The organism is Pseudomonas sp. LBUM1672, assembly GCF_059695655.1.
This window is the reverse complement of sequence record NZ_CP166781.1, coordinates 2200201-2224461: the sequence shown is the minus strand read 5'-3', so window position 1 is coordinate 2224461 and position 24261 is coordinate 2200201. Positions and strand designations below refer to the sequence as shown.

Annotated in this window: 24 protein-coding genes; 11 read left to right on the top strand and 13 right to left on the bottom strand. The window is 60.0% G+C overall.

The features are described from left to right. Nucleotides 1-238 precede the first annotated feature (238 nt). The gene (locus ACA053_RS10110) at nucleotides 239-679 is read left to right on the top strand and encodes a CBS domain-containing protein (protein ID WP_007944798.1); all 441 of its coding nucleotides are present in this window, start codon (nucleotides 239-241) and stop codon (nucleotides 677-679) included. 197 nt (nucleotides 680-876) lie between these two features. Here ACA053_RS10110 and ACA053_RS10105 read toward each other — a convergent pair whose 3' ends face one another. Continuing rightward, entirely contained in the window at nucleotides 877-1500 is a 624-nt protein-coding gene (locus tag ACA053_RS10105; protein WP_497316943.1) for a glutathione S-transferase, read from the bottom strand. A 158-nt stretch (nucleotides 1501-1658) separates the two neighbouring features. Between ACA053_RS10105 and ACA053_RS10100 the strand changes: the two genes are divergently transcribed. From ACA053_RS10100 to ACA053_RS10090, 3 genes are all read left to right on the top strand, one after another. Next, complete coding sequence (locus ACA053_RS10100; protein ID WP_109629207.1) at nucleotides 1659-2174, top strand: DUF3455 domain-containing protein; 516 nt, start codon at nucleotides 1659-1661, stop codon at nucleotides 2172-2174. Between the two features lie 98 nt (nucleotides 2175-2272). Next, entirely contained in the window at nucleotides 2273-2794 is a 522-nt protein-coding gene (locus tag ACA053_RS10095) for a sigma-70 family RNA polymerase sigma factor (RefSeq protein WP_497316939.1), read from the top strand. Next, a complete protein-coding gene (locus ACA053_RS10090; protein ID WP_109629203.1) occupies nucleotides 2791-3510 on the top strand; it encodes an anti-sigma factor in 720 nt (239 codons plus the stop codon). The genes ACA053_RS10095 and ACA053_RS10090 overlap by 4 nt, the downstream gene beginning before the upstream one ends. A gap of 6 nt (nucleotides 3511-3516) precedes the next feature. On the opposite strand, the gene ACA053_RS10085 is transcribed toward ACA053_RS10090, so the two are convergent. After that, the gene (locus tag ACA053_RS10085) at nucleotides 3517-4137 is read right to left on the bottom strand and encodes a cysteine hydrolase family protein (RefSeq protein ID WP_497395286.1); all 621 of its coding nucleotides are present in this window, start codon (nucleotides 4135-4137) and stop codon (nucleotides 3517-3519) included. Nucleotides 4138-4361: 224 nt separating this feature from the next. Between ACA053_RS10085 and ACA053_RS10080 the strand changes: the two genes are divergently transcribed. Then, nucleotides 4362-4763, top strand: coding sequence for a hypothetical protein (locus ACA053_RS10080; protein WP_083377053.1), 402 nt, complete (start codon nucleotides 4362-4364; stop codon nucleotides 4761-4763). Nucleotides 4764-4842: 79 nt separating this feature from the next. On the opposite strand, the gene ACA053_RS10075 is transcribed toward ACA053_RS10080, so the two are convergent. After that, nucleotides 4843-5937, bottom strand: a complete 1095-nt coding sequence (locus tag ACA053_RS10075; RefSeq protein ID WP_497395284.1) for a DUF1615 domain-containing protein — start codon at nucleotides 5935-5937, stop codon at nucleotides 4843-4845. 206 nt (nucleotides 5938-6143) lie between these two features. Between ACA053_RS10075 and ACA053_RS10070 the strand changes: the two genes are divergently transcribed. Continuing rightward, nucleotides 6144-7679: an FAD-dependent oxidoreductase gene (locus tag ACA053_RS10070; RefSeq protein WP_497395282.1), complete on the top strand. Its 1536-nt coding sequence runs from the start codon at nucleotides 6144-6146 to the stop codon at nucleotides 7677-7679. A 216-nt stretch (nucleotides 7680-7895) separates the two neighbouring features. On the opposite strand, the gene hemB is transcribed toward ACA053_RS10070, so the two are convergent. From hemB to ACA053_RS10055, 3 genes are all read right to left on the bottom strand, one after another. Beyond that, entirely contained in the window at nucleotides 7896-8870 is a 975-nt protein-coding gene (gene hemB, locus ACA053_RS10065; protein ID WP_497395280.1) for a porphobilinogen synthase, read from the bottom strand. Between the two features lie 274 nt (nucleotides 8871-9144). Then, nucleotides 9145-9987: a PhzF family phenazine biosynthesis protein gene (locus tag ACA053_RS10060; protein ID WP_497395278.1), complete on the bottom strand. Its 843-nt coding sequence runs from the start codon at nucleotides 9985-9987 to the stop codon at nucleotides 9145-9147. A 33-nt stretch (nucleotides 9988-10020) separates the two neighbouring features. Then, on the bottom strand, nucleotides 10021-10719 hold the full coding sequence (locus ACA053_RS10055; protein WP_497395276.1) for a glutathione binding-like protein: 699 nt from the start codon (nucleotides 10717-10719) through the stop codon (nucleotides 10021-10023). A gap of 354 nt (nucleotides 10720-11073) precedes the next feature. Between ACA053_RS10055 and ACA053_RS10050 the strand changes: the two genes are divergently transcribed. Next, nucleotides 11074-11748: a histidine phosphatase family protein gene (locus ACA053_RS10050; protein ID WP_497395274.1), complete on the top strand. Its 675-nt coding sequence runs from the start codon at nucleotides 11074-11076 to the stop codon at nucleotides 11746-11748. Between the two features lie 142 nt (nucleotides 11749-11890). On the opposite strand, the gene mnmH is transcribed toward ACA053_RS10050, so the two are convergent. Both mnmH and selD read right to left on the bottom strand, forming a co-directional pair. Then, on the bottom strand, nucleotides 11891-12994 hold the full coding sequence (mnmH, locus tag ACA053_RS10045) for a tRNA 2-selenouridine(34) synthase MnmH (protein ID WP_497395272.1): 1104 nt from the start codon (nucleotides 12992-12994) through the stop codon (nucleotides 11891-11893). Then, nucleotides 12994-14028: a selenide, water dikinase SelD gene (gene selD / locus ACA053_RS10040; protein ID WP_497316923.1), complete on the bottom strand. Its 1035-nt coding sequence runs from the start codon at nucleotides 14026-14028 to the stop codon at nucleotides 12994-12996. The genes mnmH and selD overlap by 1 nt, the downstream gene beginning before the upstream one ends. A gap of 399 nt (nucleotides 14029-14427) precedes the next feature. Here selD and ACA053_RS10035 point away from each other — a divergent pair, with 399 nt between their 5' ends. Together ACA053_RS10035 and ACA053_RS10030 are read left to right on the top strand one after the other, a co-directional pair. After that, the gene (locus ACA053_RS10035; RefSeq protein ID WP_497395270.1) at nucleotides 14428-15384 is read left to right on the top strand and encodes a nucleoside-specific channel-forming protein Tsx; all 957 of its coding nucleotides are present in this window, start codon (nucleotides 14428-14430) and stop codon (nucleotides 15382-15384) included. A gap of 24 nt (nucleotides 15385-15408) precedes the next feature. Then, nucleotides 15409-16431, top strand: coding sequence for a purine-nucleoside phosphorylase (locus ACA053_RS10030; protein ID WP_109629103.1), 1023 nt, complete (start codon nucleotides 15409-15411; stop codon nucleotides 16429-16431). A gap of 586 nt (nucleotides 16432-17017) precedes the next feature. Here ACA053_RS10030 and ACA053_RS10025 read toward each other — a convergent pair. From ACA053_RS10025 to ACA053_RS10010, 4 genes are all read right to left on the bottom strand, one after another. After that, entirely contained in the window at nucleotides 17018-17581 is a 564-nt protein-coding gene (locus ACA053_RS10025; RefSeq protein ID WP_497316919.1) for a DUF1254 domain-containing protein, read from the bottom strand. A 141-nt stretch (nucleotides 17582-17722) separates the two neighbouring features. Further along, a complete protein-coding gene (locus ACA053_RS10020; protein WP_497395268.1) occupies nucleotides 17723-19294 on the bottom strand; it encodes a sensor domain-containing diguanylate cyclase in 1572 nt (523 codons plus the stop codon). 65 nt (nucleotides 19295-19359) lie between these two features. Continuing rightward, nucleotides 19360-20151: an aldolase gene (locus ACA053_RS10015; RefSeq protein WP_497395266.1), complete on the bottom strand. Its 792-nt coding sequence runs from the start codon at nucleotides 20149-20151 to the stop codon at nucleotides 19360-19362. A gap of 18 nt (nucleotides 20152-20169) precedes the next feature. Continuing rightward, nucleotides 20170-20874 carry a haloacid dehalogenase type II gene (locus ACA053_RS10010; RefSeq protein WP_497395264.1) on the bottom strand — a complete coding sequence of 235 codons (705 nt, stop codon included), beginning with the start codon at nucleotides 20872-20874 and terminating at the stop codon, nucleotides 20170-20172. A gap of 108 nt (nucleotides 20875-20982) precedes the next feature. Here ACA053_RS10010 and ACA053_RS10005 point away from each other — a divergent pair, with 108 nt between their 5' ends. Beyond that, a complete protein-coding gene (locus ACA053_RS10005; RefSeq protein ID WP_497395262.1) occupies nucleotides 20983-21831 on the top strand; it encodes a LysR substrate-binding domain-containing protein in 849 nt (282 codons plus the stop codon). A 111-nt stretch (nucleotides 21832-21942) separates the two neighbouring features. After that, nucleotides 21943-22410: a hypothetical protein gene (locus ACA053_RS10000; RefSeq protein WP_497316911.1), complete on the top strand. Its 468-nt coding sequence runs from the start codon at nucleotides 21943-21945 to the stop codon at nucleotides 22408-22410. A 74-nt stretch (nucleotides 22411-22484) separates the two neighbouring features. Here the strand turns inward: ACA053_RS10000 and ACA053_RS09995 are convergent, their stop codons facing one another. Then, a complete protein-coding gene (locus tag ACA053_RS09995) occupies nucleotides 22485-24236 on the bottom strand; it encodes a L,D-transpeptidase family protein (RefSeq protein WP_497316909.1) in 1752 nt (583 codons plus the stop codon). Nucleotides 24237-24261 lie beyond the last annotated feature (25 nt).

Here is a 24261-nt window from a genome sequence, read left to right as displayed (position 1 = left end):
AGCCTGCTCGCGAAAGCGGTGGGTCAGCCAATACGAGTGTCGACTGTTACGCCGCTATCGCGAGCAGGCTCGCTCCCACAGGGTTGAGTGGAGCTCATGGATTAGGGAAAAACTTCAGGTTTTCCGAATAAAAACCGCTGAATGGCGTTTTTTGCGCGTTATCTGCCGCTTTCCGCCTTGCCCTCTGCGCTCGGGTCTACGATTCTTCAAGAACAACGACAACACCTGAGAAGCCATCATGAAAACCGTCGCCCAACTGCTCAAGTTGAAAGATCAGAAAAATCAGGAAGTGCACCAGATCAAACCCGATCACATGGTGCTGGAAGCCCTGATGAAGATGGCCGAAAAGAACGTCGGCGCCTTGCTGGTGGTGGAAAATGACGAAGTGTTGGGCATCATCAGCGAGCGTGACTACGCGCGCAAACTGGTGCTGCATGGCCGTTCTTCAGTGGGCACGCCGGTTCGCGACATTATGGTGTCGCCGGTGATCACCGTGGACACCCATCAAACCGTCGATACCTGCCTGGGCATCATGTCCGACAGACGCCTGCGCCACCTGCCAGTGGTGGAAAACGGCAAGTTGATCGGCTTGCTGTCAATCGGCGACCTGGTCAAGGAAGCCATCGCCGAACAGGCTGAATTGATTCGCCAGTTGGAGCAGTACATTCGCGGCGAGTGATTCCAACACACCACATATCCCTGTGGGAGCGAACTGTGGCGAGGGGATTTATCCCCGTTCGGCTGCGAAGCAGTCGTAAAACCTATGCAAGTGGTTTACCTGAATGACGGCGGCTGCAGGTTTTGGGGCCGCTTCGCGACCCAACGGGGATAAATCCCCTCTCCACAGGTCGCTCCCACATTGGGTTGGTGGTGTTTTCAGGTTGGCCAGTGGCGGGCGAAGACGGGGGCCAGCGTGGGATGGCGGTCGATGCGTGTCAGCCAGGCATAAAAACCGGGTCGGGCATTGCGCAGATGCTCGCGACTGCCCGCCCACCGCGTCACTACCGCCGCCAGCACATCCAGTGCGCCCGGCGTCTCGTCGTCCAGGTACAACTCGCCCGAGAACTGATCGGCAAATACCTCCCAACTCCAGTGCAACCGTCGACGGGCGCCGGTCATGAGGTTTTCCATGGCCGATTGATTCGCCTCGATCAGCCAGCGCTCGGGGTAATCGATGATGCCGATGGCCGCGTAGCAATTGCTGACGATGTACACCAGGCCGCGAATGGCCTGATCCCGCTCGGCGGGGGTTTTTGACAGCAGGTTCGACTCGGGAAACGCCAGCGCCAGATGAATCAGGATCGCCGCGCTCTCGGTGAGAATGCTGCCGTCGGGCAGTTGCAAGGTGGGAATCTGCTTGAGCGGGTTGAGTTTCTCCAGGGCTTTGGCGGCCTCTGCAGACGACTCGACGTCGATGAAGCGATAAGGGATTTCACAGAGCTCGAGGGCGGCTTCTATCGCGGCGGCGCCGGAGTTCTGGTGTCCGTAGAGCTGATACATAAGCACCCCCCTTCAAGATTGTCTCGTTGTAGCATCTGATACTGACCATGCTGGAAAATTTCTTTTTATACCACTGCATCCAAATCGCTTTCCGATGGGTAGTACCTGTAGCAGCCCTGAGGTTGCCGAGCAGATTACTCATTTACGGAGCGCTATTCATGAACGCCAGACAGCTGATTTGCCTTGCCGGTTTGTTCGTCGCAGGTTCCATGGCCTACGCCCAGCCAGGCGTGCCCGACAGCATCAAGGTCCCGGACGGGCACAAGGTCGCCCTCGAAACCACCGGTGTCGGCGAGATTACTTACGAATGCAAGATCAATCCTGCCGGCCAGACCGAATGGTTGTTTGTCGGTCCCAAAGCGGTACTCAATGATCGCAGCGGCAAACAGATCGGCACCTATTTCGGGCCGCCAGCTACCTGGCAGGCGAAAGATGGCTCGAAAGTCACCGGCACCCAGTTGGCTGTCGCGCCTTCGAGTCCGGGCAACCTGCCCTACCAACTGGTCAAGGCCAATCCGGCTGAAGGCAAAGGTGCGATGACCGGCGTCAGCTACATCCAGCGCGTCGCCCTCAAAGGTGGCGTGGCCCCGAGCACTGAATGTTCGACCGCCAACAAGGGCAAGCAAGAAGTGGTGAAGTACCAGGCGGATTACATTTTCTGGGCGGCCAACTGAAACAAGGCCTGCGGAAAATTGGTCTACGCTGCTCAACACTGGCCCCGGTCCTGTGGCCCGGGGCTGCGACCCATTATTGACGGCTGAATACAGTGTCCTTGCCCGAAACTCTTTTCGATTACGAAGCCCACCTCGCCGCCTGCGCCCGCGGTGAACGTCAGGCCCTGCGTGATTTGTATGTGCAGGAGAGTCAGCGCCTGCTGGGCGTTGCCAAACGCCTGGTGCGTGACACTGCGCTGGCGGAAGACATCGTCCACGACGCCTTCATCAAGATATGGAATGGCGCCGCGCAGTTCGATCCGGCGCGAGGCTCGGCGCGGGGCTGGATGTTCAGTTTGACGCGGCATCTGGCACTGAACTTCATCCGTGACAACAGCCGCGAGATTCAAAGCGATTTCGATGAGGTGGAGGACACCGCAACACTCGATGCCGAGGCTCATTCGGGGCGCATTCATCACTGCCTGGAACAACTGGACCCTGCAAGGCGCGTCTGTATCCTGCATGCCTACGTCGACGGGTATTCTCACGCTGAAATCTCACACAAACTCGGCACCCCGCTGGGCACCGTCAAAGCCTGGATCAAGCGGAGCCTGACGGCATTGCGGGAGTGCATGGGATGATCAGCAAACCAACGAATGAAACCCCGGAAGAACTCGATGAACTGGCCAGCGAATATGTGTTGGGCACACTGTCGGCAGAGCTTCGCACTCAGGTCCGGCAGCGCCTGCGCGACGAACCTGAGTTACGGGCTGCCGTGGACGCCTGGGAACGTCGACTGCTCGGCCTGACCGATCTGGCCGCGCCTCACCCGCCGTCACCCCACCTTTGGCAGCGTATCGAGCGCAGCGTGAATAACGTGAATCGGCCGACTTCGCCTGTCGCGGCTCAGTCTTCATCCTGGTGGAATCTGTTGCCGCTCTGGCGCGGGCTCGCCGGTGCAGGTCTGGCTGCCACGTTGCTGCTCGGCGCATTGATGCTGACGCAGACCACCGTCAAGCCGACTTACCTGGTGGTGTTGGTCGGCCCCCAGGACAAGGCACCGGGCTGGGTGATCCAGGCCAGCAACCCGCGGGAAATCCAGCTGATTCCGCTGGGCATCGTCGAGGTCCCGGCCGACAAGGCGCTCGAGTTCTGGACCAAGGCCGATGGCTGGCAAGGACCGGTGTCACTGGGGTTGGTCAAGCCGGGACAGACGCTGTCCATCCCGCTCGACAAATTGCCGCCGCTGCAACCCAACCAGCTGTTCGAACTGACGCTGGAAAATCCGCAGGGCTCTCCGATCGGCAAGCCCACCGGACCGATCCAGTTCATCGGACGGGCAGTGAAAGTCATCTGACCGCGATCAGGCGAGCGCCGCGATCAACTCCGCCGTCGTGACAATCGAGTGGGCATAGGTCGGCCCGTTGATCTCATGGGCGGCGTGCATGGCCTCGGTACTGAAAGCGGCAGTGGCGTCGCGCACCAGCGTCACGTGATAGCCCAGTTCAGCGGCGAATCTGGCGGTGCTTTCGATGCACGTATTGGCGAGCATCCCCACCACCACGACCTTGTCGATCCCGTGTTGTTTAAGCAGGTAGTCCAGATCGGTGTTGGCAAAACCACTGCCGCCCCAGTGTTCCTTGACGATCACGTCACCGGCCTTGGGCTGAAAGTCTGGATGCCACTCACCGCCCCAGGTTCCGGCGGCAAATACCTGCGCGCGGCTGGCACCTTGTTGATAGGGACTCGGGTGTTTCCATCGCGCCAGTTCATCAGGTTCGGCGCGGTGATGCGGAACATAGAAAATCTGGATTCCGGCCTTGCGAGCGGCCGCCACCACGGTCTTCAGGTTGGCCAGCGTGCCGACGCTGTCGGCCACCGGTTGAGCGCGGCCATGCAGTTTGCCGCCTTCGCTGAGGAAGTCGTTGTAAGGATCCACCAGCAGCAGGCCGGTGTGGGCGGGAACATAGGCACTGGCATTCATGATCGACTCCTCAAGGGCAAGGGCACGCGCCAGCTATCCAGTGTAGAAGCGCCGCTCAATCCAATCGCGACCATCCGACGACTGAACCATCACGCCCACGAGGGGGTATCGCGCGACCTATCATTGCCGTCGATGTTCACCATCACCTCAATGAAGTTCTCATAAAAAATCCGCAGCGTAAGATCGGCTCCATACCAAACAACTACACCCCGGAGCACACCATCATGAAACGCCAAATCCTTCTCAGCATCGCTTTCTCGGTTTTCGCAGTTAACGCTTTCGCCGCTTCTTCTGCTCACCCGGTTGTCGCTGAAGGCGGCTCGGATCGTCTGATTGAAAGCCGTGTGGCTGAAGGTGGTTCGGATCGTCTGATCGAAAACCGCGTCGCTGAAGGTGGTTCGGATCGTCTGATCGAAAACCGCGTCGCTGAAGGTGGTTCGGATCGTCTGATCGAAAACCGCGTCGCTGAAGGTGGTTCGGATCGTCTGATCGAAAACCGCGTCGCTGAAGGTGGCTCGGATCGTCTGATCGAAAACCGCGTCGCTGAAGGTGGTTCCGACCGTCTGATCGAAAACCGCGTCGCTGAAGGTGGCTCTGACCGCCTGATCGAAAGCCGCGCTGCATAAATGATTGGTTTTACCGCAGTACTCGACGAAAAACCCGGCCTTATCAGCCGGGTTTTTTACGCCTGTTTTTTGCGACCGATCACTTGCCCGCCCGCGTCATGCATCGCTGATAACGCTCATCGACCCGCTTGGCAAACCACGCTGTCGTGAGTTTGCGGGTGATTTTCGGGCTTTGCAGCACGATCCCCGGCAACACCGCCCGAGGCAACCGTCGACCTTCAGCTTTCTCGGCCAGGTCAAACACACGCGTATAGAGCTGGGTGTCCTCGAACTGGAGGCTTTTGCCCTCCTCCAATTGATCCCGAATGGTCGTGTTACGCATGCCCAGTTGCTTGCCCAGCGTACGCACCGCCAACTCCGTAGTGCCCGGCATGATCGCGTCGTAACGCACCAGGTCCCCATCCAGCGCCAAAGGGATTCCGGACGCACGACTCACCGCGTTCTGAAACGCCGCATTGCGGCTGGCGTACCAGCCTGCATTGAAATCGGCGAAGCGATACAGCGGTTGCTTGTAGCTCACGGGGTACCCGAGCAAATGGGCGATGCCAAAGTACATGCCGCCGCGACGACTGAACACTTCACGACGGATCGAGCCTTCCACCGGATACGGATAATCCCGCGCCTGCTGCTCGGCGAAGTCGATGCTGACCTGCATCGGCCCACCGGTGTGCACCGGGTTGAGCCCTGCAAACAAGGTGCGCCCCATGGGCACAATGCCGATGAAGTCATCGAAAATCGCGCTGAGTTCCTTTTCACTGCGCGCCGCATTCAGTCGGTCGCTGTAGCTTTTACCGTTGGATGAACTGACCTGCAGTGCACCGCTGACCAGCAGGCTGGGGATATGCACTTTGGCGGCACGACGGTCGATCTCTTCGCGGGCGATCTTGCCCAGGCCCGGCACGGGTGGGTCGACCTGGAAGGTCGACTCTTGCTCGGTGACCGCGAGTACCGAACACAGGTTTTGCGTGGACGGGTAGATGTTCTGCGCGGCGAAAGCAGCGTAGATGTCCGTGGCCCAGCCTTGGCGGTCGACGGTTTTGGCCGGCAGCAGGCGCACGATCTCGGCCTTGACCTCGGCGGGTTTTCGGGCCGGCAACTCCTGAGTGCGCTGGGTGCCGCAACCGGCCAACACCAGCAATGCAGCGACGCTCATGATCAATCGATTGGCTTGCATGGTGCTCCATCAACGCTGCTGAACCGGGTTAACCATACGACCAAAGGCATGGCGCAGGCTATGACTCCTGCCGCAACGCCCCGTTCCCCTTGCCCGGCATCTCCCCGCCACTTCACGGTTGCGGGGCCTTTTTCCGTTGGGCGGCCGGCCTTTTCATATGCCCGTGCTAGACCATACTGGAGCCACACACCGAGGAGGACAGGCTCATGAACCGTAGTGACGTACTGATCGTCGGCGCTGGCCCGACCGGGCTGGTACTGGCGCTGTGGCTGAGCAAACTGGGAATTCGGGTACGGATTATCGACAAGACGTCGGCCCCCGGCACCACGTCGCGGGCGCTGGCGGTCCAGGCGCGGACGCTGGAGCTTTATCGCCAGCTCGACCTCAGCAATGCCGTGGTACAGAAAGGTCATCGAGTGGACGCGGCGAATTTCTGGGTCAAGGGCGAGCCCGTGGCGCGCCTGCCATTGACCGGTATCGGCGAGGGGCTGACGCCTTACGCGTTTCTCGAGATGTTCCCTCAGGACGAACACGAACAGTTGCTGATTGAACGCCTCGAAGGGTTCGGCATCAAGGTCGAGCGCAACACCGAACTGGAAAATTTTGAAGAAACCGGCGATGGCATCAGCGCAAGATTGCGCTTGCCCGATGGCCAGCAGGAAATCTGCCAGGCGTGTTATCTGGCGGGTTGCGACGGCGCCCGGTCAATCGTGCGCAAAACCCTGGACACCGGTTTTCCAGGCGGCACTTACCAGCAGATTTTCTATGTGGCCGACGTCCAGGCTCGCGGGCCGACGTTCAACGGCGAACTGCACCTGGACCTCGATGAAGCGGACTTTCTCGCGGTGTTTCCGTTAGCCGGTGAAGGCCGCGCCCGCTTGATCGGCACCGTGCGCGATGAGCGCGCCGACCGGGCGGAAACCCTGCAGTTTAAAGACGTCAGCAGCCGGGCCATCGAGCATATGAAAGTGCAGATTGATCAGGTGAACTGGTTCTCGACCTACCGGGTGCATCACCGCGTGGCGGATCACTTTCGCAACGGTCGCGCCTTTCTATTGGGCGACGCCGCGCACGTCCACAGCCCGGCGGGCGGCCAAGGCATGAACACCGGGATCGGCGATGCCATCAACCTGGCCTGGAAACTGGCGGCCGTCTTGAGCGGCGGCGCCAAGGCCACGCTGCTCGACACCTACGAAACCGAACGCATCGCTTTTGCCCGAAAACTGGTGGCCACCACCGACCGCGTGTTCACCTTCGTCACCGCCGAAGGGCGCATGGCCGATTTGCTGCGCACCCGTCTGGCACCGTTCCTGATCCCGAAAATGGCCTCGTTCGAGACGTCTCGCGAGTTTCTGTTTCGCACGGTCTCACAGATCACCCTGAACTATCGTGGGACAGCGTTGAGCGCGGGTGTCTCCGGCCATGTTCATGGAGGCGATCGCCTGCCCTGGGCGCACGACGGCGAGGGAGACAATTTCGAAACGCTGAAGAACCCGACCTGGCAAGTGCATGTGTATGGCGACACCAGCGACGAAATGATCGCCTGGTGCCACGAGCATCACCTGCCGTTGCACGTGTTCGACTGGCGGCCGGCGTTTGAAGCGGCGGGGTTGGGGCGTAACGGGTTTTACCTGCTGCGGCCGGATACCTATGTGGCGATTGCCGACAACTCGGCCGATCCCAAGGTGATTGAGCGGTATTTCAAGGAGCACGGGATCCGGCCGTTTTTTGGTTCGCTCTGATTCAGTACAGTCCAAATGTGAGACCAGGCTTTTGTGGCGAGGGGATTTATCCCCGTTCGGCTGCGAAGCAGTCGTAAAACCATTGTTTGCGGTGTGTCTGATACACCGCAGTGTTCGATTTGGGGCTGCTTCGCAACCCAACGGGGATAAATCCCCTCGCCACAAAAGCCCCACCACCACAAAAGCCCGCTCCCACAGGGGGATAGATGGTGGGGTTTAGATCCCGGCCAGCGCCAGGTCCATCGCGAAGTAGGTGAAGATCAGGTCCGCCCCCGCCCGCTTGATCGCGCCAAGGCTTTCACGCACCACGCGCTCCTCATCAATCGCCCCGGCCTGCGCGGCGAATTTGATCATCGCGTACTCGCCGCTGACCTGATACGCCGACAGCGGCAAACGCGATACCTCGCGGATGTCGCGGATGATGTCCAGGTACGCGCCGGCCGGCTTGACCATCAACGCATCGGCGCCTTCCTGCTCGTCCATCAGCGACTCGCGCACCGCTTCGCGGCGGTTCATCGGGTTCATCTGGTAGCTTTTGCGGTCGCCTTTGAGCGCGCTGCCGCCGGCTTCGCGGAACGGGCCGTAAAGCGCGGACGCGAACTTGGTCGAATAGGCCATGATCGCAGTCTGGGTGAAACCGGCTGCGTCGAGTGCCCGGCGAATGGCCTGGACCTGCCCGTCCATGGCCGCTGACGGAGCAATCACATCAGCCCCCGCCCGGGCTGCCGCCACGGCTTGTTTGCCGAGGTTGATCAGGGTCTGGTCGTTGTCGACTTCGTGGTTGTGCATCACGCCACAATGGCCGTGATCGGTGTATTCGCAAAAGCAGGTGTCGGACATCACGATCATCTCCGGCACCGCATCCTTGGCAATACGCGACATGCGCGACACCAGGCCGTTGTCGCTCCAGGTATCACTGCCGCTGCTGTCCAGTTGATGGGACACGCCGAACGTCATCACCGACTTGATCCCGGCCCGGGCATAGCGCTCGATCTCGCCAGCCAGTTTCGACTCCGGAACGCGCATCACGCCCGGCATGCTTTTGATCGGCACGAAATCATCGATTTCTTCCTCGACGAAAATCGGCAGCACCAGGTCGTTCAGGCTGAACTCGGTTTCCTGGAACAGGCTGCGCAGGCTCGCATTGCGGCGCAAACGGCGTGGACGTGCTTCGGGGAACTGACTGGACATGAGGGGTTCCTGAAAAACCGAGGACGAGACGAAAGTCATAGGAGGCGAAGCTTATGCCCTGCGAGGCGCGGGGTACAAACCTCAAGCACAGAACACACCGTTACCAGACCGGCAATAATCTCCTGCAACACAAACCTTCGTAGCAGCTGTCGAGCAGCGCGAGGCTGCGTCGGCGGTCTGTCAGGCAGAACGCCTTTGCAGGTTCTACGGCTGCTACGCAGCCGAACGCTGCCTCGCGGTGCTCGACAGCTGCTACAGGGGGCATTACTTCCGATTAAAGTCTCAGGGTGCCGCTTATGCAGGTCACCACAGACCCGCCAATCCAGATCTCATCCCCCACCTGCTCCACCTGAATGCGCCCGGCGCGGCCCATGGTCAGGCCCTGGCTGACCACGTAAGCCGGCGGCGCCAGCCCTTCAGCAAGCAACCACTGCGCAATCCCGGCGTTCAGGCTTCCGGTCGCCGGGTCTTCCGGCATGCCGTCGCCGGAGATGAAGGCGCGCACTTCAAAATGCGCGTCATCGCCATCGCGCTCGGGGTGCCACGGCGCGATCACACCGACGGCCAGGCCCAGCATTTGTGAATGATCCGGCTGCAAATCCAGTACCTGCCGGCGATCCTCGACCATCACCGCCAACCAGCCGGCTCCGTTATCGACCCACTGAGCCCGGACAATCGCACCCGGCTCCAACCGCAGCCCACGGCGCACGCGCTCGACCACGTCGGCGTCCACCGGCCCGGTCCTGATCAGTGGCGGCGCAAGAAAGGCCAGCTCCGCGCCTTGCCTGCGGACCCGCACCAGACCGACGCCGCACTCCTGAATGATCTCGTCGCCCTTGGGCACGCCACCGGCTTCAAGCCATGCGTGGCAGGTGCCGAGCGTCGGGTGACCGGCAAACGGCAACTCGTTCAGGGTGGTGAAGATCCGTACCCGATAGTCGGCGCGAGGGTCGCGCGGTTCGAGGATGAACGTGGTTTCGCTGAGGTTGGTCCAGGTCGCGAACGCCGCCATGCGTTCATCGCTGAGCCTGTCTGCACCGAACACCACCGCCAACGGATTGCCCTTGAGCGCAACCCGGCTGAAGACATCCACTTGCTTGAAATCGAATGAGCTCATTGCCTGCCTTGGTCTTGAGAAAGTCGAAGAGGTTTACTTGGGAATTTCCAACCCGCGGATCACCGCCGGCCGCGCCAGGAAACGCTCCAGTACGCGTGTGACATTGGGGAAATCCTTGATGCCCACCAGATCGCCAGCTTCATAGAAGCCGATCAGGTTGCGCACCCACGGAAAGGTCGCGATGTCGGCGATGGTGTAGCGTTCGCCCATGATCCAGTCGCGTCCTTCCAGACGGCCATCCAGCACTTTGAGCAGGCGCTTGCTTTCGTCGACGTAACGGTCACGCGGACGCTTGTCTTCGTAATCTTTGCCGGCGAATTTGTTGAAGAAACCGAGTTGGCCGAACATCGGCCCGATGCCGCCCATCTGGAACATCAACCACTGGATCGTCTCGTAACGCGCCGCCGATTCCTGCGCCAGCAACTGGCCGCTCTTGTCGGCGAGGTAAATCAGGATCGCGCCGGATTCGAACAACGGCAGGGGTTTGTCATCGGGACCGTGGGGGTCGAGGATCGCCGGGATCTTGTTGTTGGGGTTCAGCGACAGAAACGCAGGGGACATTTGATCGTTGGTGTCGAAGCCCACGCGATGGGGCTCGTAAGGCAGACCGATCTCTTCGAGCATGATCGACACCTTGACGCCGTTGGGGGTCGGCAAGGAGTACAGCTGGATCCAGTCTGGGTATTGAGCCGGCCATTTGTGGGTAATCGGGAACGCGGACAGATCGGTCATGGGAGCATCCACAGGGAAAAGTAGCGCTGATCATAATGGAGGAGCCGGCTTTTTTCGTATCAATCTTGCTGATGAACAAGATCAAAACATTGCAGTCTTTCTTCGGCGCCTCTACGTGTACCGTGTCCATAAATCCGCAACATCCTGTCGATAACCTCTGCTCCAACCCATGCAAGGTTACCGGTACATTGCGGCGCACTCGCCGGAATCGAACCAAATGGGCTTCAGAGGACTCTGAGAACTGCCCTTTCGGAAACGGACCGGCACAACGACATGGAAAACACCCGATGCTGGGAGCTCGTGGTGTAAAGGTTTGTCAGCCTTAACCGAATAAGCTGAAGATCACCTATTCAAATGATGAACCTTTTGAAATTTGTCAATCGCTTCAAGCAACGTGCGTATGTCGTCCTGCCCTCCCTGCTGGCGGTGAGCGCGTTGTTCCTTTCCCTGGAGTCCAGCGAGAGCCGCGCCCAACCGGCAGACGGCACCCAGACCCTGGTGTTCCTGCGTCACGCGGAAAAACCCGAAGGCGGCCTGGGCCAGCTCAATTGCCAGGGCCTGAACCGTGCCATCGACCTGGCCACCTTGCTGCCGGAAAAATTCGGCAAGGCCAATTATGTCTTTGCCGCCAACCCGACCCGCAATGTCGAGGAAGGCGAACTCGATAATTCCTACAGCTACATCCGCCCGCTGATGACCATCAGCCCCAGCGCGATCAAGCTCGGCTTGCCAGTGAACATCAACTTTTCGGCCAACGACACCAGCGACCTGGCGGACGAACTACTCCACGACAAGTATCACAACTCGGTCATCTACACGGCCTGGTCCCACGGTTACCTGCCCGAGCTGATCAACAAGGTCGCGGGCGACGCGGTCGGCAAGAAACAGAAGATCACTGAAGACTGGGAATCCAGCGACTACGACTCGCTGTTTGTGCTTACGCTGACGTGGCACAACGGCAAGGCGAGTCTGCAGAGCCATAGCTACAAGCAAGGGCTGGATAATGGGCGGGAGACGTGTCCGACTTAAGCTGTCGGGCCCCTTCCCGGCATTAAAGTTTATAGCGCCTGTTTGGGCCTCATCGCGGGCAAGCCCGCTCCCACAGGGATCCGTGGTGAACACAAACCCTGTGGGAGCGGGCTTGCCCGCGATGAGGCCGGCAAAAACAACGTTATCCTCGCTGGATAGCACGCTCGCGCAGGTACTCAAGAACCGCGCCCTTCTCCCCGACAAACTCAATCCGCGCGCCCTTCTTCTCCCGCTGAAACGCATACATCGGATCGTAATATTCACGCAGCAACCCTTCGATCCAGCCCCGGTGCAAATCCACCGCTCCGCTGTTCGCCTGCTCCGCCAGCGCGTCTTCCATCAGGGTCAACATCCGCCGGTGCCGTTCACCGCCCAGACGCTTCTGCACGTTGTTCAGGCTCTCCAGCAGACGCTCGGAAAACAGCGCAAAACCCTCATCGCCATGCACGCTGATGAATTCGGCACACAGGTCCACGACGTAATCGCGCAAGATCCGTTCGACCCGCCCTTGCAGACTGTCTTCCAGCCAGACCATCGGGAACTGCTGCATGCCTTGAAACAGCGGCAACGGCAACGCGCAGCTTCCGATCGCGCGGCTTTCGTCTTCCAGCACAAACTGCTCGATGCCATGGGCGCGCTTCTTCAGCACGTCCACCGCCAGGCGGTTTTCAAAGTCGATATTGGAGGGTTGGCCGGTGGCACGTTTGCCGAAGCTGGAACCGCGATGATTGGCGTGACCTTCAAGGTCCAGGCCGTTGCGCAGCTGCGTGAGCACCTCGGTCTTGCCGGTGCCGGTCATGCCGCCCAGCAACACGAAATCGCACTGGGCAACGGCTTGATCGATCGTGTCCAGCAGGAAGCTGCGCATCGCCTTGTAGCCGCCACCGACGCGTGGATAGTCGATGCCGGCCTCGTCCTTGAGCCACTGCTGGACGATCTGCGAACGCAAGCCGCCGCGAAAACAATACAGATAACCCTCAGGATGCGCCCGGGCAAATTCGGCCCAGGCCTGGATGCGTTCGGCCTTGATCTCGCCGGACACCAGTTGATGCCCCAGGGTGATCGCCGCTTGCTGGCCGTGTTGTTTGTAGCAGGTGCCGATCCGCTGCCGCTCGTGGTCATTCATCAGCGGCAGATTGACCACACCGGGGAATGCACCCTTGTGGAATTCGACCGGCGCGCGGGCATCCATCATCGGCCGGTCGTTGAGGAAGATGTCGCGGTAATCGGTGAAGTCGATTGACATCAATACACCTCGACCGCGTTGGTCTGTCGCTCAACCAGCTCACCGATCGGCTCAAGGGACAGGCCCAGTTCGCTGGCCACTTTGAGGAACTGTTCGTTGCCTTCCGGCGTGACCGCAACCAGCAGGCCACCGCTGGTCTGCGGATCGCACAGCACCCGTTTATGCAGTTCCTGCACGCGCCCGACCTTGCTGGCGTAGCTGTCGAAATTACGCAAGGTGCCGCCCGGTACGCAGCCCTGATCGAGGTAATACTCGACACCCGGCAGACGCGGCACACGGTTGTATTCGATGCGCGCGGTGACGTTGCTGCCGTCGGCCATTTCCACCAGGTGCCCCAATAAACCGAAACCGGTGACGTCGGTCATCGCGGTTACGCCGTCGAGCTTGCCGAAGCGGCTGCCGGGTTTATTCAGGGTGCACATCCAGTCGCGGGCCAGGCCGATGTCGGCCGTGCGCAACTTGCCCTTTTTCTCGGCGGTGGTGAGGATCCCGATGCCCAGCGGTTTGGTCAGATAGAGCAGGCAGCCGGCGGTGGCGGTGTCGTTGCGCTTCATGTGGCGTTTTTGCACAAGCCCGGTCACCGCCAGGCCGAAAATAGGCTCCGGCGCGTCGATGGAATGCCCACCGGCCAACGGAATACCCGCCTCGTCACACACCGAGCGACCGCCGCGAATCACTTCCCGGGCAATCTCCGGCGCCAGCACATTCACCGGCCAGCCGAGGATCGCAATCGCCATCAACGGATCACCGCCCATGGCGTAGATATCGCTGATGGCATTGGTGGCGGCGATGCGGCCGAAATCGAACGGGTCATCGACGATCGGCATAAAGAAGTCGGTGGTCGAGACCACGCCGCGTTCGTCGTCGATCGCATACACCGCCGCGTCATCGCGCGAAGCGTTGCCGACCCAGAGTTTGGGGTCCAGATTCTGCGCCCCGCTGCCGGCCAGAATCACCTCCAGCACCTGCGGCGAAATCTTGCAGCCACAGCCTGCGCCGTGGCTGTATTGAGTCAGACGAATCGGCTCGCTCATGGGGGAATAACCTCGTGAAGACAATAGGGGCGAGTCTAGCATTGGCGGCCAATCCAAGGCGCAACACCTTGTGGCGAGGGGATTTATCCCCGTTCGCTGCGAAGCAGTCACGAAATCAAGCAATGCGGTGTATCAGATAGACCGTGCGTTCAGGTTTTACGACTGCTTCGCAGCCGAACGGGGATAAATCCCCTCGCCACAAAGCTGCTACAGAAGCGTCAGCCCGCGTACCTGACCAAAACGACAATAAAAACTCTGAATTCATCGATTTTTCATGGAATTGAAATAATTGGCATCGCTTGTGCAAACGTTTGCGAGTCGCTGATACAGACGTTTTCACGACATAACTGCGCACGCCCGAAGAACCGGGCTTTCGATCCGCACGAAAAGGGACTTTTAATGCACCGCTCGTCCAGCCGCGTGACTTGCTCGCGCACCTTTGCTGTTTCCTTGCTGTTGGCCAGCGTTACAGGACTACTCAGCAGCACCGTTTTAGCGCAACCCGCCCCCGCCGAAGAATCCGCCCAGGGCGAAACCCTCAGCCCTGAAGCCAGCCCGCCGAAAAAAGGCGTCTACCTGTCGGACTGGTTCAACCAGGACCTGACCGTCATCGGCAGCAAAGACATCAGTTTCGGCCCGCAACCGGCCGACGACATTTACCTGGAGTACGAGTACTTCGGGCGCAAGGGGCCGTTCGAGTTGTACGGCTACATCGACATCCCGAAGATCTTCGACATCGGCAACAGTCATGACAAAGGCGCATGGGACCACGGTTCACCGGTGTTCATGGAGCACGAACCGCGCATCTCCATCGACTACCTCGCCGGCCGCAGCCTGGCCATCGGGCCGTTCAAGGAATGGTACGTGGCGTTCGACTGGATCTACGACCACGGCAGCAACAGCGCCAACCGCGCCAATACGCTGTACAGCGGCCTGGGCACCGACATCGACACCCACTCGCGAGTCAATCTGTCGGCGAATTTCTACGGGCGTTATCAGTGGGAAAACTACGGCGCCAGCAACGAGTATTCGTGGGACGGCTACCGCGCCCAACTCAAATACATCGTGCCGATCAGCAGTTTCAGCAACGGGGCGTCGCTGACGTACATCGGCTTTACCAACTTCGATTTCGGCTCGGACCTGCACAAGGACAACCCGGCCCGCACCGCCAACGCCACCGTCGCCACCAACGTGTTGCTGTACTCGTTCACCCATTTGCGCTTCACCCTGGTCGGCCGTTATTTCCACAACGGCGGCAACTGGGACGATGGCAGCGAGTTGAATTTCGGCGACGGCGACTTTCGCGCTCGCTCCAATGGCTGGGGTTACTACGCCGGCATCGGTTATCAGTTTTGAGGCTTGATTGAACCTGGAGGTTTTATGAATGCAATGACGCGTGTTTCCCTGGCCTGTGCCGCCCTGCTCTCTTCCACTGCCTGGGCGAGCGAAGCGCCGATCCAGCCGAAAGTGATGCTGATCACCATGTTCGCCCCTGAGGCGCAAAACTGGATTGATCGCCTGGAACTCAAGCAGGAAGTCCGGGTGCCAGGCCTGTCCGCCGAGTACCCGACCATTCGCTGCAACACGCAGCAGGTGTGCCTGATGGTCACCGGCATGGGCCAGACCAACGCTGCGGCTTCGACACTGGCCCTGGCCCTGTCGCCAAAATTCGACCTGCGTAAAAGCTATTTCCTGATCGCCGGGATTGCCGGCATCAGCCCGAAACACGGGACCATCGGCACGGCCGCGTGGGCGCATTATCTGGTGGAGTTCGGCACCCAGTGGGAACTGGATTCGCGCGACGCGCCGAAGGACTGGCCGACCGGGTACATCGGCATCAACACCAAAGGCCCGAACGAAAAACCGCCGCTGGATTACAAGACCGAAGTGTTCGAGCTCAATCCGAAGTTGCAGGCCAAGGCATTCGCGCTGACTCACAACGTTGAACTGAGCGAGAGCAAGGAATCGGCGGCGTGGCGTCTGAAGTACCCGTCGGCCCCGGCCAATCAGCCGCCGGTAGTCACCCGGTGCGACACGCTGGCGGGCAACACCTGGTTTTCCGGGACGCGCTTGAGTGAGCGTGCCGAGGTCTGGACCAAACTCCTGACCGACAACAAAGGCGAATACTGCACGACGCAACAGGAAGACAACTCCACCTATGAAGCGCTGTTGCGCGCCAGTCGCGAGGGTTTGGTGGATGTGCAACGCCTGGCAGTGGTGCGTGCCGGCTCCGATTTTGATCGACCGGCACCGGGTCAGAGTGAGGTGGATAACCTGCTCAAGTATGCGGATCAGGGCGGGTTTGTGCCGGCGCTGGAGAACCTGTATCGGACGGGGAATCCGTTGGTGCAGGACATCTTGAACAATTGGTCGGCGTGGGAGAATGGTGTTCCCGAGGCTTGAGTCACGCTTGATAGCGCCATCGCGAGCAGGTTCGCGCCCACAGGTTCAGCGCAATCCCTGCGGGAGACAAGCGAGCCGGCTCGCGAAGGCGTCATCACCATTCGTCATCCCGCCAACACCCTCCGCCGTCCCCGTTACACCATCAGCAGGTAACGACTGATCCTGGGAGACGTGCGCAGATGAACATCAAAATCACCACGCTGTTGTTGACGGGTTTGCTGGCCGCAGCAACAGGGGTCACTTACGCAGCCTCCGGCAACGACAATGAGGCGAGCGAGACACGGTCCTGGTCTGGCGGACGCTCGATCATGTCGCCCAATCACTCTCCGGATCAACCCTCAGGGCGATATACCTCTGACGGGGGAAAAGGCGGATATGGCTCATCGAGAGAAGGCAATGGTGGAAATGCCGGGAACAGTGGCTCGGGTGCGGGCGGCGGCACGGGCGCTGCCGGTGGAGGGACCGGCGGTGCGGGAGGCGGGACCGGCAGCTGGACGCGTAGAAGCGGCCAATGACGGGAAATCTTCGGCTGCTCTCTACTCAGTGTGCTTAACGTAGTTGCCATACCCGCCGAGAGTGCCGGCAATCATCGACCCGCCGTGACCACTCGAGCATGGATTGCGACCGGCTCCGTTTTTTTGCCGACCTGCGACAACGGCGTCACGGTGTAGCCCGCCTGAATCCTGTTTACCGTCGCATAGTCCACCGCTCCGCTGACGTCGGTGCGACCGACAACCCAGACGAAGGGCGTGGGCGCCGGCAAATGATTCAGTCCTGCCGGCACCGTTCCGGCCCATCCCGGTGGCGTCAGCAGAAACTCACTGGCCTGTGTGTCCGTCGCATATCCACCCGGCGCGGCGAACACATCGCTCCACATGTCGAGCATGGGCAACACGTAAAAATGCCCGGCGGTGTCCGGCGCGGTAATCACCAGCGGTTCTTTGGTCAAATCGAGCCAGGCGATGGAATACAACGTGTCGACATTCGACTGCACCACGGCTTTGAAATCTTCGGACGGGTACTGCGGCACCGTCACAAAGGCGTTGGCTTCCTGCGGCGAGATATTCGATTGAGCCTGGCTGGCCAGCGGAAAGACAGCGCAGGCTGCAAGGGTTAGAGCAACGGCTGTCAATGCTTGAGGTATCAACATTTTGGCGATCGTCCGTGCTGTGGGGAGACCTGACGGGTTCGGCAGAGCTACCGGAACTCTAGACGATCAAAGCAGATGGACCTGACAGGTAGACAAACGGACGATGAACTGTTGCAGCACTGAAACAACGGCACAAATGTTTCAACGATCAGAGCGCATCAACGCCTCCACGCCACCCTCCATCGACAGCACCGCCGAACGGTTTCGACCCGAATGCTTGGCCTGATAAAGCGCTGCATCCGCGCGCTCTATGAACACTTCGATGCTGTCGTGCCCGGTCGGTACAAACGCGTAACAGCCAAGACTGACCGTCACGTAACCCGTGGGCGAACCGCTGTGGGTGATGTTCTTGTCCATGACGCTACGACGGATCTGTTCGGCAATCACCACTGCGCCATGAAGGTCGGTGTCGGGCAGCAACACCGCAAACTCCTCGCCGCCATAACGCACCGCCAGATCGGCTTTGCGATGGCAGCAACCCTTCACCGCCCGCGCCACTTCCGCCAGGCAATGATCCCCCGCTACATGGCCATATGCATCGTTGTAGCGCTTGAAGTAATCAATATCGAGCATGACCAGGCTCAGCGAACTCGACTGCCGGGCGCCTCGGCCAAACTCGATGTCCAGCGCCTGCTCGAACAGCCGGCGATTGGCCAGGCCCGTCAGGCTGTCGTGAGTGGCGATCAGCTTCAGGGCGTCCTTGGCCTTGCGCAAATCGGCCTCGACCCGCACGCCGACGCGCACCTGGCGAACGAACACCCAGCCGAACAGGCCGACACCCAATACCACCAGGGCAACGATGACGCTGGATTGAAAGGCGGTGCCGTACCATTCCTTGAGTATCGAGTCCCTGGACGATGCCGCCGAGACCACCAGCGGATACGCGTCGAGCTGACGGTAGCCATACAAACGTACAACGCCATCGACCACCGAGCTGATCATCGCGTTGCCGGCAGGCGCGGCAGGCAAGCGCTTCTGAAAAATTTCGCCCTTGGCCAGGGACGTGCCGATCTGTGATTCCACAAACGGCCTGCGCGCCAGCAACGTGCCGTCGGCCAACGCCAAAAACATCGAGCCATTGTCATCGATGCTGAAGCTTTTGAAGAACTGATCGAAGTAGGCCATTTTGATCCCGGCCAACACCACGCCCTGGAAGTTGCCGTTCTTGTCGTTCAACCGTTTGGAGACCGGAATGATCCAGTCACCATTCTCCCGACTGCGAAGTGCCGGCCCGATGTGCGCGAGGGTGGACGCGTTCTGCTGGTGGAACTTGAAGTACTCCCGATCAGCCACGCTGGGACCATGGGTCAAATCCTCGAATGAGGTCACGACCCACTGCCCTTGTTTGTCGAACAGAAAGATCCCGTGCAATTGACCCAGTGTCTGCACCCGCCGGGCGAAGGTTTTCTGCAAGCGTGGTTTTTGTGCCGCGCCGTAACCATCGGCCTGAATCCAGTCCACCAGGCTGGTCAACACCAGGTCGGCTTTCATGAACGTGTCTTCAGCCTGCTGCGCCATCGCGCGCGCCAGGTTCGACGACGAGACTTGCGCCACTGCCAGCGCGTGGCGCCGCGATTGCTCCAGCTGCAGGTAAAGCAGAGCAAAGAGACACAGGCACACCGTGGCGATAAACAGCACCGCTGCCTTGAGCAGGGATAACCGTTTCAAAGCGCCGCCCGGGATTTGCTCCGGATCTTGAGTGAGGATAGGCAAAAGCTCGTCCTGTAAGGGCAAGGCATGGGCGAAGGCCCAAAGCCCTTATATTTTGTGAGCTTAGTCTACGCAGTAATGAGGGGCAATTGTCCTTTGGATAGCTGCCGCATCGCACTGTGCAAATGCGCCCGCGCGCTTTCGGCATCGCCCCGGCGCATTTGCTCGTAGGCCCGCAGGGCAATGTCATGGGGCACCGGCTTGAGGTCACGTTGGGTTGCCATCGCCATCAGTTGCACTTGCGCGGCACGTTCCAGGTAATACAAATCATCCCAGGCTTCGGCGATGGTCGGCCCGGCGACGATCACCCCGTGGTTCTTGAGGAACAGCACGTCGGCGTCGCCCATGACACTGGCAATCCGGTCACCTTCGGATTCATCGAGGGCCAGGCCATTGTAGTTCTCGTCCACCGCCGTGCGACCGTAAAACTTCAGCGCCGTCTGGCCCAACCACAACAGCGGCGGCCCTTGCAGCAAGCACAACGCCGTGGCGTGAGGCATGTGGGTATGGAACGCCACTTTCACCCTCGGCAGCTGTTTATGCAGGCGGGCATGGATGTAAAACGCAGTCGCCTCGGGCTGCCCCTCACCATCGACGACGTTGCCGTGGAAGTCACACACCAGCAGATTCTGCGCCGTCACCTCGGCGAACGCGTACCCGTAGGGGTTCACAAAAAACAGATCATCGCGCCCCGGCACCATCGCCGAAAAATGGTTGCAGATGCCCTCCTCCAGGCCATGCAACGCGGCCAGTTGAAAACACGCGGCCAGCTCCGTGCGGGCCGTGATGACGGCTTGCGAATCCAGGTTGAGGTCGGCATAACGCGCGGAACGTGAACGGCCTGCAAGGGTGTGTGCCATGGCGAAGTCTCCGTGTTTTTACCAGCCCAGGGATGTGAACAAAGGCACGACTTGATCCAGCGTGTTCAATATCGCATCGGGTCGGTAGTCCGGCAGCAATTGCCGACCGGTGCCACGGTCGATCCACACGCAGCGAAAGTGCATGTCGCGGGCGGCGGTGTGATCCAGCGTCGGGCTGGCGCAGATGTGCACCACTTGATCACGGCTGACACCGAGCTGTTCATGAGCGTAGTCAAACAACCGCGGATTCGGCTTGTAGGCCCCCGCCTGTTGCGCGGTGATCACACGATCAATATGCCCGCCCAGTTGCGCAACGTTGCCGGCGATGATGTCGTCGTCAGTGTTGGAAACGATGCATAGTTTGAAACCCATTGCCTTGAGTTTCGCGAGGGTCTCGATCACTTCCGGGAACGGCGGCATCCGCGGAATCGCGCCGGCCAACCGTTGACTGTCTTCGGGCAGGCTCGCCAACCCCAACTCCTCCAGGGCGAGCTGCAACCCGAGCGTGCTCAGTTGGCGAAACGAGCGATGCGGCGGCATCTGCTCCAGCCGATGTTCATGGCAGTCGTAGACCTCGATCAGACGAGCGACTTCAACGCTGTGGTCACCTTTGTCGTGCAGGATTTCGGCGACCACGGCCTTGAGACCTTCATCCCACTGGATCAACGTGCCGTAGCAATCGAAGGTCAGCCATTCGGGGCGCGGGGTGTTGTTGAGTGTCATGTTGGCATCCTCTGAAGGGTGATCTTCAGATTACGAGCCGTTGATGATAGTGTGAAATTAAATTAATACTGATCCGTCAGTGGCAAATCAAATATCAAGGAGACCACCATGCTTGACCTTGAACTGCTCAAGACTTTCGTCTGCGTGGTCGATGAAGGCAGCTTCACCCGTGCTGCCGAACGCGTGCATCGAACCCAATCCACCGTGAGCCAGCAGGTTCGCAAACTGGAAGAATTGGTCGGTCATCCGCTGCTGTTGCGTGACCGCACCGGGCAGAACGTCAACGTCACCGAGCATGGCGAACTGCTGATTCACTACGCCCGGCGCTTGTTGGCCCTGTCATCTGAAGCCGTTGAAGCGCTGGCCAGCGACCTGGATCTGGAGATCCTGCGCATCGGCGTACCGGAAGACTTCGATGCGCGGCGCATGGCGCTGATCCTGGCCGGCTTCAATCGTGCGCGGCCGCAAGCCCGGCTGGAAACGGTCAGCGGCATGAGCACGGATCTGAAACAGAAACTCGCATCGGGTGGGATCGACATCGCCTTGGTCAAACGCGAACCGGACAGCGGGCCGTGCTGGGCGGCGTGGCCGGAAGTGCTGGTGTGGGTCAAAGGCGCGGGCGTGGACTCGGCCAACGGGGTGTTGCCATTGGCGTTGTTTCCGCAAGGGTGCATTTATCGGCAGCGGGCGATTCGTTTGCTGGACGTGGCGCAGCGCCCCTGGCGGGTGGCGTTTGGCAGCCACAGTTTGACCGGGATCCAGGCGGCGGTGGCTTCGGGGTTGGGGATTTCCGTGCTGCCGGCTTCGGCGGTGTTGCCGGAGCACAGCGTGTGTACTGACCTGCCGGAGTTGCCGCCGACGGAGTTGGCGTTGATCAGCCGCGAGGGAGCGTTGACGGGGTTGCAGCGGGATCTGGTGGAGTTTTTGCGGGGAGAACTGGCGGTCTCGGGCAACTGACTGTTGAGTAGAAATGATTTGTCACGCTTGTGTCACTGACATGACGCAGGGCAAAGCCCGGATGGCATTGAAGGAGCTACGATTACTCTTACATCACGACAGGGAATCGAAATGAGTAAGGCAGACGAACTCGCGGCAAAGCTGAAACATACCCGGCCTACCAGCGCGGATCAGATGATCGACAGCTGGCCCGGCCAAGTCTACGAGCTGTATGAGCAGATCGAGGCGTGGCTGCTGCCAGTGACCGAGGTCGGCCTGGTCCTTCGGCGCAATCCCACGCATGTCTTCGAGTGCGATTCAGAGGGCGCGACTTTCGATTATGCAATTGACCAATTGCTGATCGAAGGCAATGAGCACGGCATCACCTTCGACCCTGTTGCGCGCTTTACCGAAGATGGCGCGGGGCGTGTCGAGATCCACTCGAAAGGCAAAGAACTCGCGCTGCTGCGCACGGTGGACGAGCATGGCGAGACGCATTGGTGGCTGCAGGCGATAGAGCAGGCCGGACAGCAACTGGATGCGGTTGCGCTGACTGAGCACAATCTGCTTTCAGTTGTACAAGAGGGACTGGAACTCTAATTATTAAATTCCGGACATGTAGAAGTCCTAATACAACGGAAAGGGGACGGACTTATTAAAACAAGCCCACGCCCCTACTGCCGCGCCGGCCCTGCCGCTACCACCGACCCCACCGCCGTGTGCAACTCCATCACAGGCGCAGGCGAAGGCCGATTCAACGCCCGCAACACCGGCGCATCGTAGCCATACACATCAGGCTTGAACGCCACTCGCCCGTCGCTGCCCAAATCCACGGTCCAGTACGCCAGCAACACCGGCACTTTCACTGGCAGCCGAATGTTCTCGGTCTTGCCGCTGGCCAACTGCTTTTGAATGCCTTCGCTGTTCCATCGGACCGGGTCGTTGAACAACAACTCCACCAGTTGCAGCGGATTCTCTACCCGAATGCAGCCCGAGCTGGTCGCACGGACAGTTTTGGCAAACAACTCCCGATGCGGGGTGTCGTGGAGGTAGATCGCATAGTCGTTGGGAAACCGGATGACCACTTGGCCGAGCGAGCTGTCGGGCCCAGCGTCCTGACGTAACGTGAGGCCGCGAGGATTAGTCCAGTCGACGGTCGACGGATCGAGCACATTACCTTCGCGATCCAGCACTCGAATCCGGTTGGCCGCGAGGTAGCCGGGATTGCTCTGAACCTTCGGCAGCATATCTTCCTTGAGGATCGTTGGCGGTACGGTCCAGGTCGGGTTAAACGTGATGTAGGTAATCTGCGCCTGGAAGATTGGGGTATTGCGCGCCGCTTTACCGACCTGCACCCGGGATCGCCAGATCGGCAGGCCATCGCGGTACATCGCCACCTTGTAGCCGGCGATATCGACGATGACGAACGTGCCCTGGAGTTTGTAGAGCAGCCAGCGCGCCCGCTCCATGTTCACCCGGACCTGGTCGATGCGCGCCTCAACGGGCACGTTCAGCGCCGCCAGTGTTGTCGCCCCTGCCATGCCGTCCGCGCCCAGGTATTGCTCGTTTTGATACTTTTTCACCGCTGCGGTGACGACACCGTCGTACTGGGTGCCGTGGATCAGTCGCGGATCGAGGAAACCGGCCGCGACCAGCCTCGCGCGCAAATGCGCGACAGCGGGTTCGTCCATGCCCGGTTTGAGCGAATGGTCGACCACCACTTTCGGCCAGCCGCCCCGATCGCGGATACCGCGCAATTGCGCCAGGGCCTGACGCAAACCGACGTACACCGCCTCTTGCGGCGGTGCCTGGGCAAACGCCTTGGCCACGTCGTGACTGTCGAGCGCGGCAAAGAAAGCATTGACGTCGTCACGTGGATCGACGCCATTCGAATCAAAATTCCAGTGAATATCGAGCCGCGAAGGGTCGACCTTGCCGCGACGCAACTGCAGCAGCGCGGTGATGAAAGTATGAGTTGTCGCCAAATCGAAAGCCGCCCGCTGCTCGGGCGTTACCGGCGTGGTCTGCATCGTGGTCTGGGACCGGATCAATTCATCGATATGAAAGTCCGCCGGGGTCAAGCCGTCAGCCTCGGTCGCGTTCAGGCTGGCGATCAATTGCGCGACATCGCTGTCATTCGTCCACGCCGCGCGATAGGCACGATGGGTATAAAAATCCATGACCAGATGGCTCACGTCTACCCGCCGATTGCGTGGTGCGGTGAGCAACGGCGGAAATGCGGTTTTCAACGGCTCAAGCGAGGCCTGGATCGCTTGACCGACGTTATCGTCCGCTGCAGCCTCGATCATGGAGCTAGGCGCATTTACAGGCTCAATCGACGAAGTTTCCGCGAGCGCCGTGCCGCTGATCAGAAAGCCCATAAAAAATACGCGGCTTATGACGAATAACCTTGTTAAAAGCACCATGAATAATCCTTAATCTCCCGCATTC

Bases quoted from the DNA above. Each gene is read 5' to 3' on its own strand.
- ACA053_RS10110 (WP_007944798.1), top strand. From the start codon at position 239: ATGAAAACCGTCGCCCAACTGCTCAAGTTGAAAGATCAGAAAAATCAG.
- ACA053_RS10105 (WP_497316943.1), bottom strand. From the start codon at position 1,500: ATGTATCAGCTCTACGGACACCAGAACTCCGGCGCCGCCGCGATAGAA.
- ACA053_RS10100 (WP_109629207.1), top strand. From the start codon at position 1,659: ATGAACGCCAGACAGCTGATTTGCCTTGCCGGTTTGTTCGTCGCAGGT.
- ACA053_RS10090 (WP_109629203.1), top strand. From the start codon at position 2,791: ATGATCAGCAAACCAACGAATGAAACCCCGGAAGAACTCGATGAACTG.
- ACA053_RS10085 (WP_497395286.1), bottom strand. From the start codon at position 4,137: ATGAATGCCAGTGCCTATGTTCCCGCCCACACCGGCCTGCTGCTGGTG.
- ACA053_RS10080 (WP_083377053.1), top strand. From the start codon at position 4,362: ATGAAACGCCAAATCCTTCTCAGCATCGCTTTCTCGGTTTTCGCAGTT.
- ACA053_RS10075 (WP_497395284.1), bottom strand. From the start codon at position 5,937: ATGCAAGCCAATCGATTGATCATGAGCGTCGCTGCATTGCTGGTGTTG.
- ACA053_RS10070 (WP_497395282.1), top strand. From the start codon at position 6,144: ATGAACCGTAGTGACGTACTGATCGTCGGCGCTGGCCCGACCGGGCTG.
- hemB (WP_497395280.1), bottom strand. From the start codon at position 8,870: ATGTCCAGTCAGTTCCCCGAAGCACGTCCACGCCGTTTGCGCCGCAAT.
- ACA053_RS10060 (WP_497395278.1), bottom strand. From the start codon at position 9,987: ATGAGCTCATTCGATTTCAAGCAAGTGGATGTCTTCAGCCGGGTTGCG.
- ACA053_RS10055 (WP_497395276.1), bottom strand. From the start codon at position 10,719: ATGACCGATCTGTCCGCGTTCCCGATTACCCACAAATGGCCGGCTCAA.
- ACA053_RS10050 (WP_497395274.1), top strand. From the start codon at position 11,074: ATGATGAACCTTTTGAAATTTGTCAATCGCTTCAAGCAACGTGCGTAT.
- mnmH (WP_497395272.1), bottom strand. From the start codon at position 12,994: ATGTCAATCGACTTCACCGATTACCGCGACATCTTCCTCAACGACCGG.
- selD (WP_497316923.1), bottom strand. From the start codon at position 14,028: ATGAGCGAGCCGATTCGTCTGACTCAATACAGCCACGGCGCAGGCTGT.
- ACA053_RS10035 (WP_497395270.1), top strand. From the start codon at position 14,428: ATGCACCGCTCGTCCAGCCGCGTGACTTGCTCGCGCACCTTTGCTGTT.
- ACA053_RS10030 (WP_109629103.1), top strand. From the start codon at position 15,409: ATGAATGCAATGACGCGTGTTTCCCTGGCCTGTGCCGCCCTGCTCTCT.
- ACA053_RS10025 (WP_497316919.1), bottom strand. From the start codon at position 17,581: ATGTTGATACCTCAAGCATTGACAGCCGTTGCTCTAACCCTTGCAGCC.
- ACA053_RS10015 (WP_497395266.1), bottom strand. From the start codon at position 20,151: ATGGCACACACCCTTGCAGGCCGTTCACGTTCCGCGCGTTATGCCGAC.
- ACA053_RS10010 (WP_497395264.1), bottom strand. From the start codon at position 20,874: ATGACACTCAACAACACCCCGCGCCCCGAATGGCTGACCTTCGATTGC.
- ACA053_RS10005 (WP_497395262.1), top strand. From the start codon at position 20,983: ATGCTTGACCTTGAACTGCTCAAGACTTTCGTCTGCGTGGTCGATGAA.
- ACA053_RS10000 (WP_497316911.1), top strand. From the start codon at position 21,943: ATGAGTAAGGCAGACGAACTCGCGGCAAAGCTGAAACATACCCGGCCT.
- ACA053_RS09995 (WP_497316909.1), bottom strand. From the start codon at position 24,236: ATGGTGCTTTTAACAAGGTTATTCGTCATAAGCCGCGTATTTTTTATG.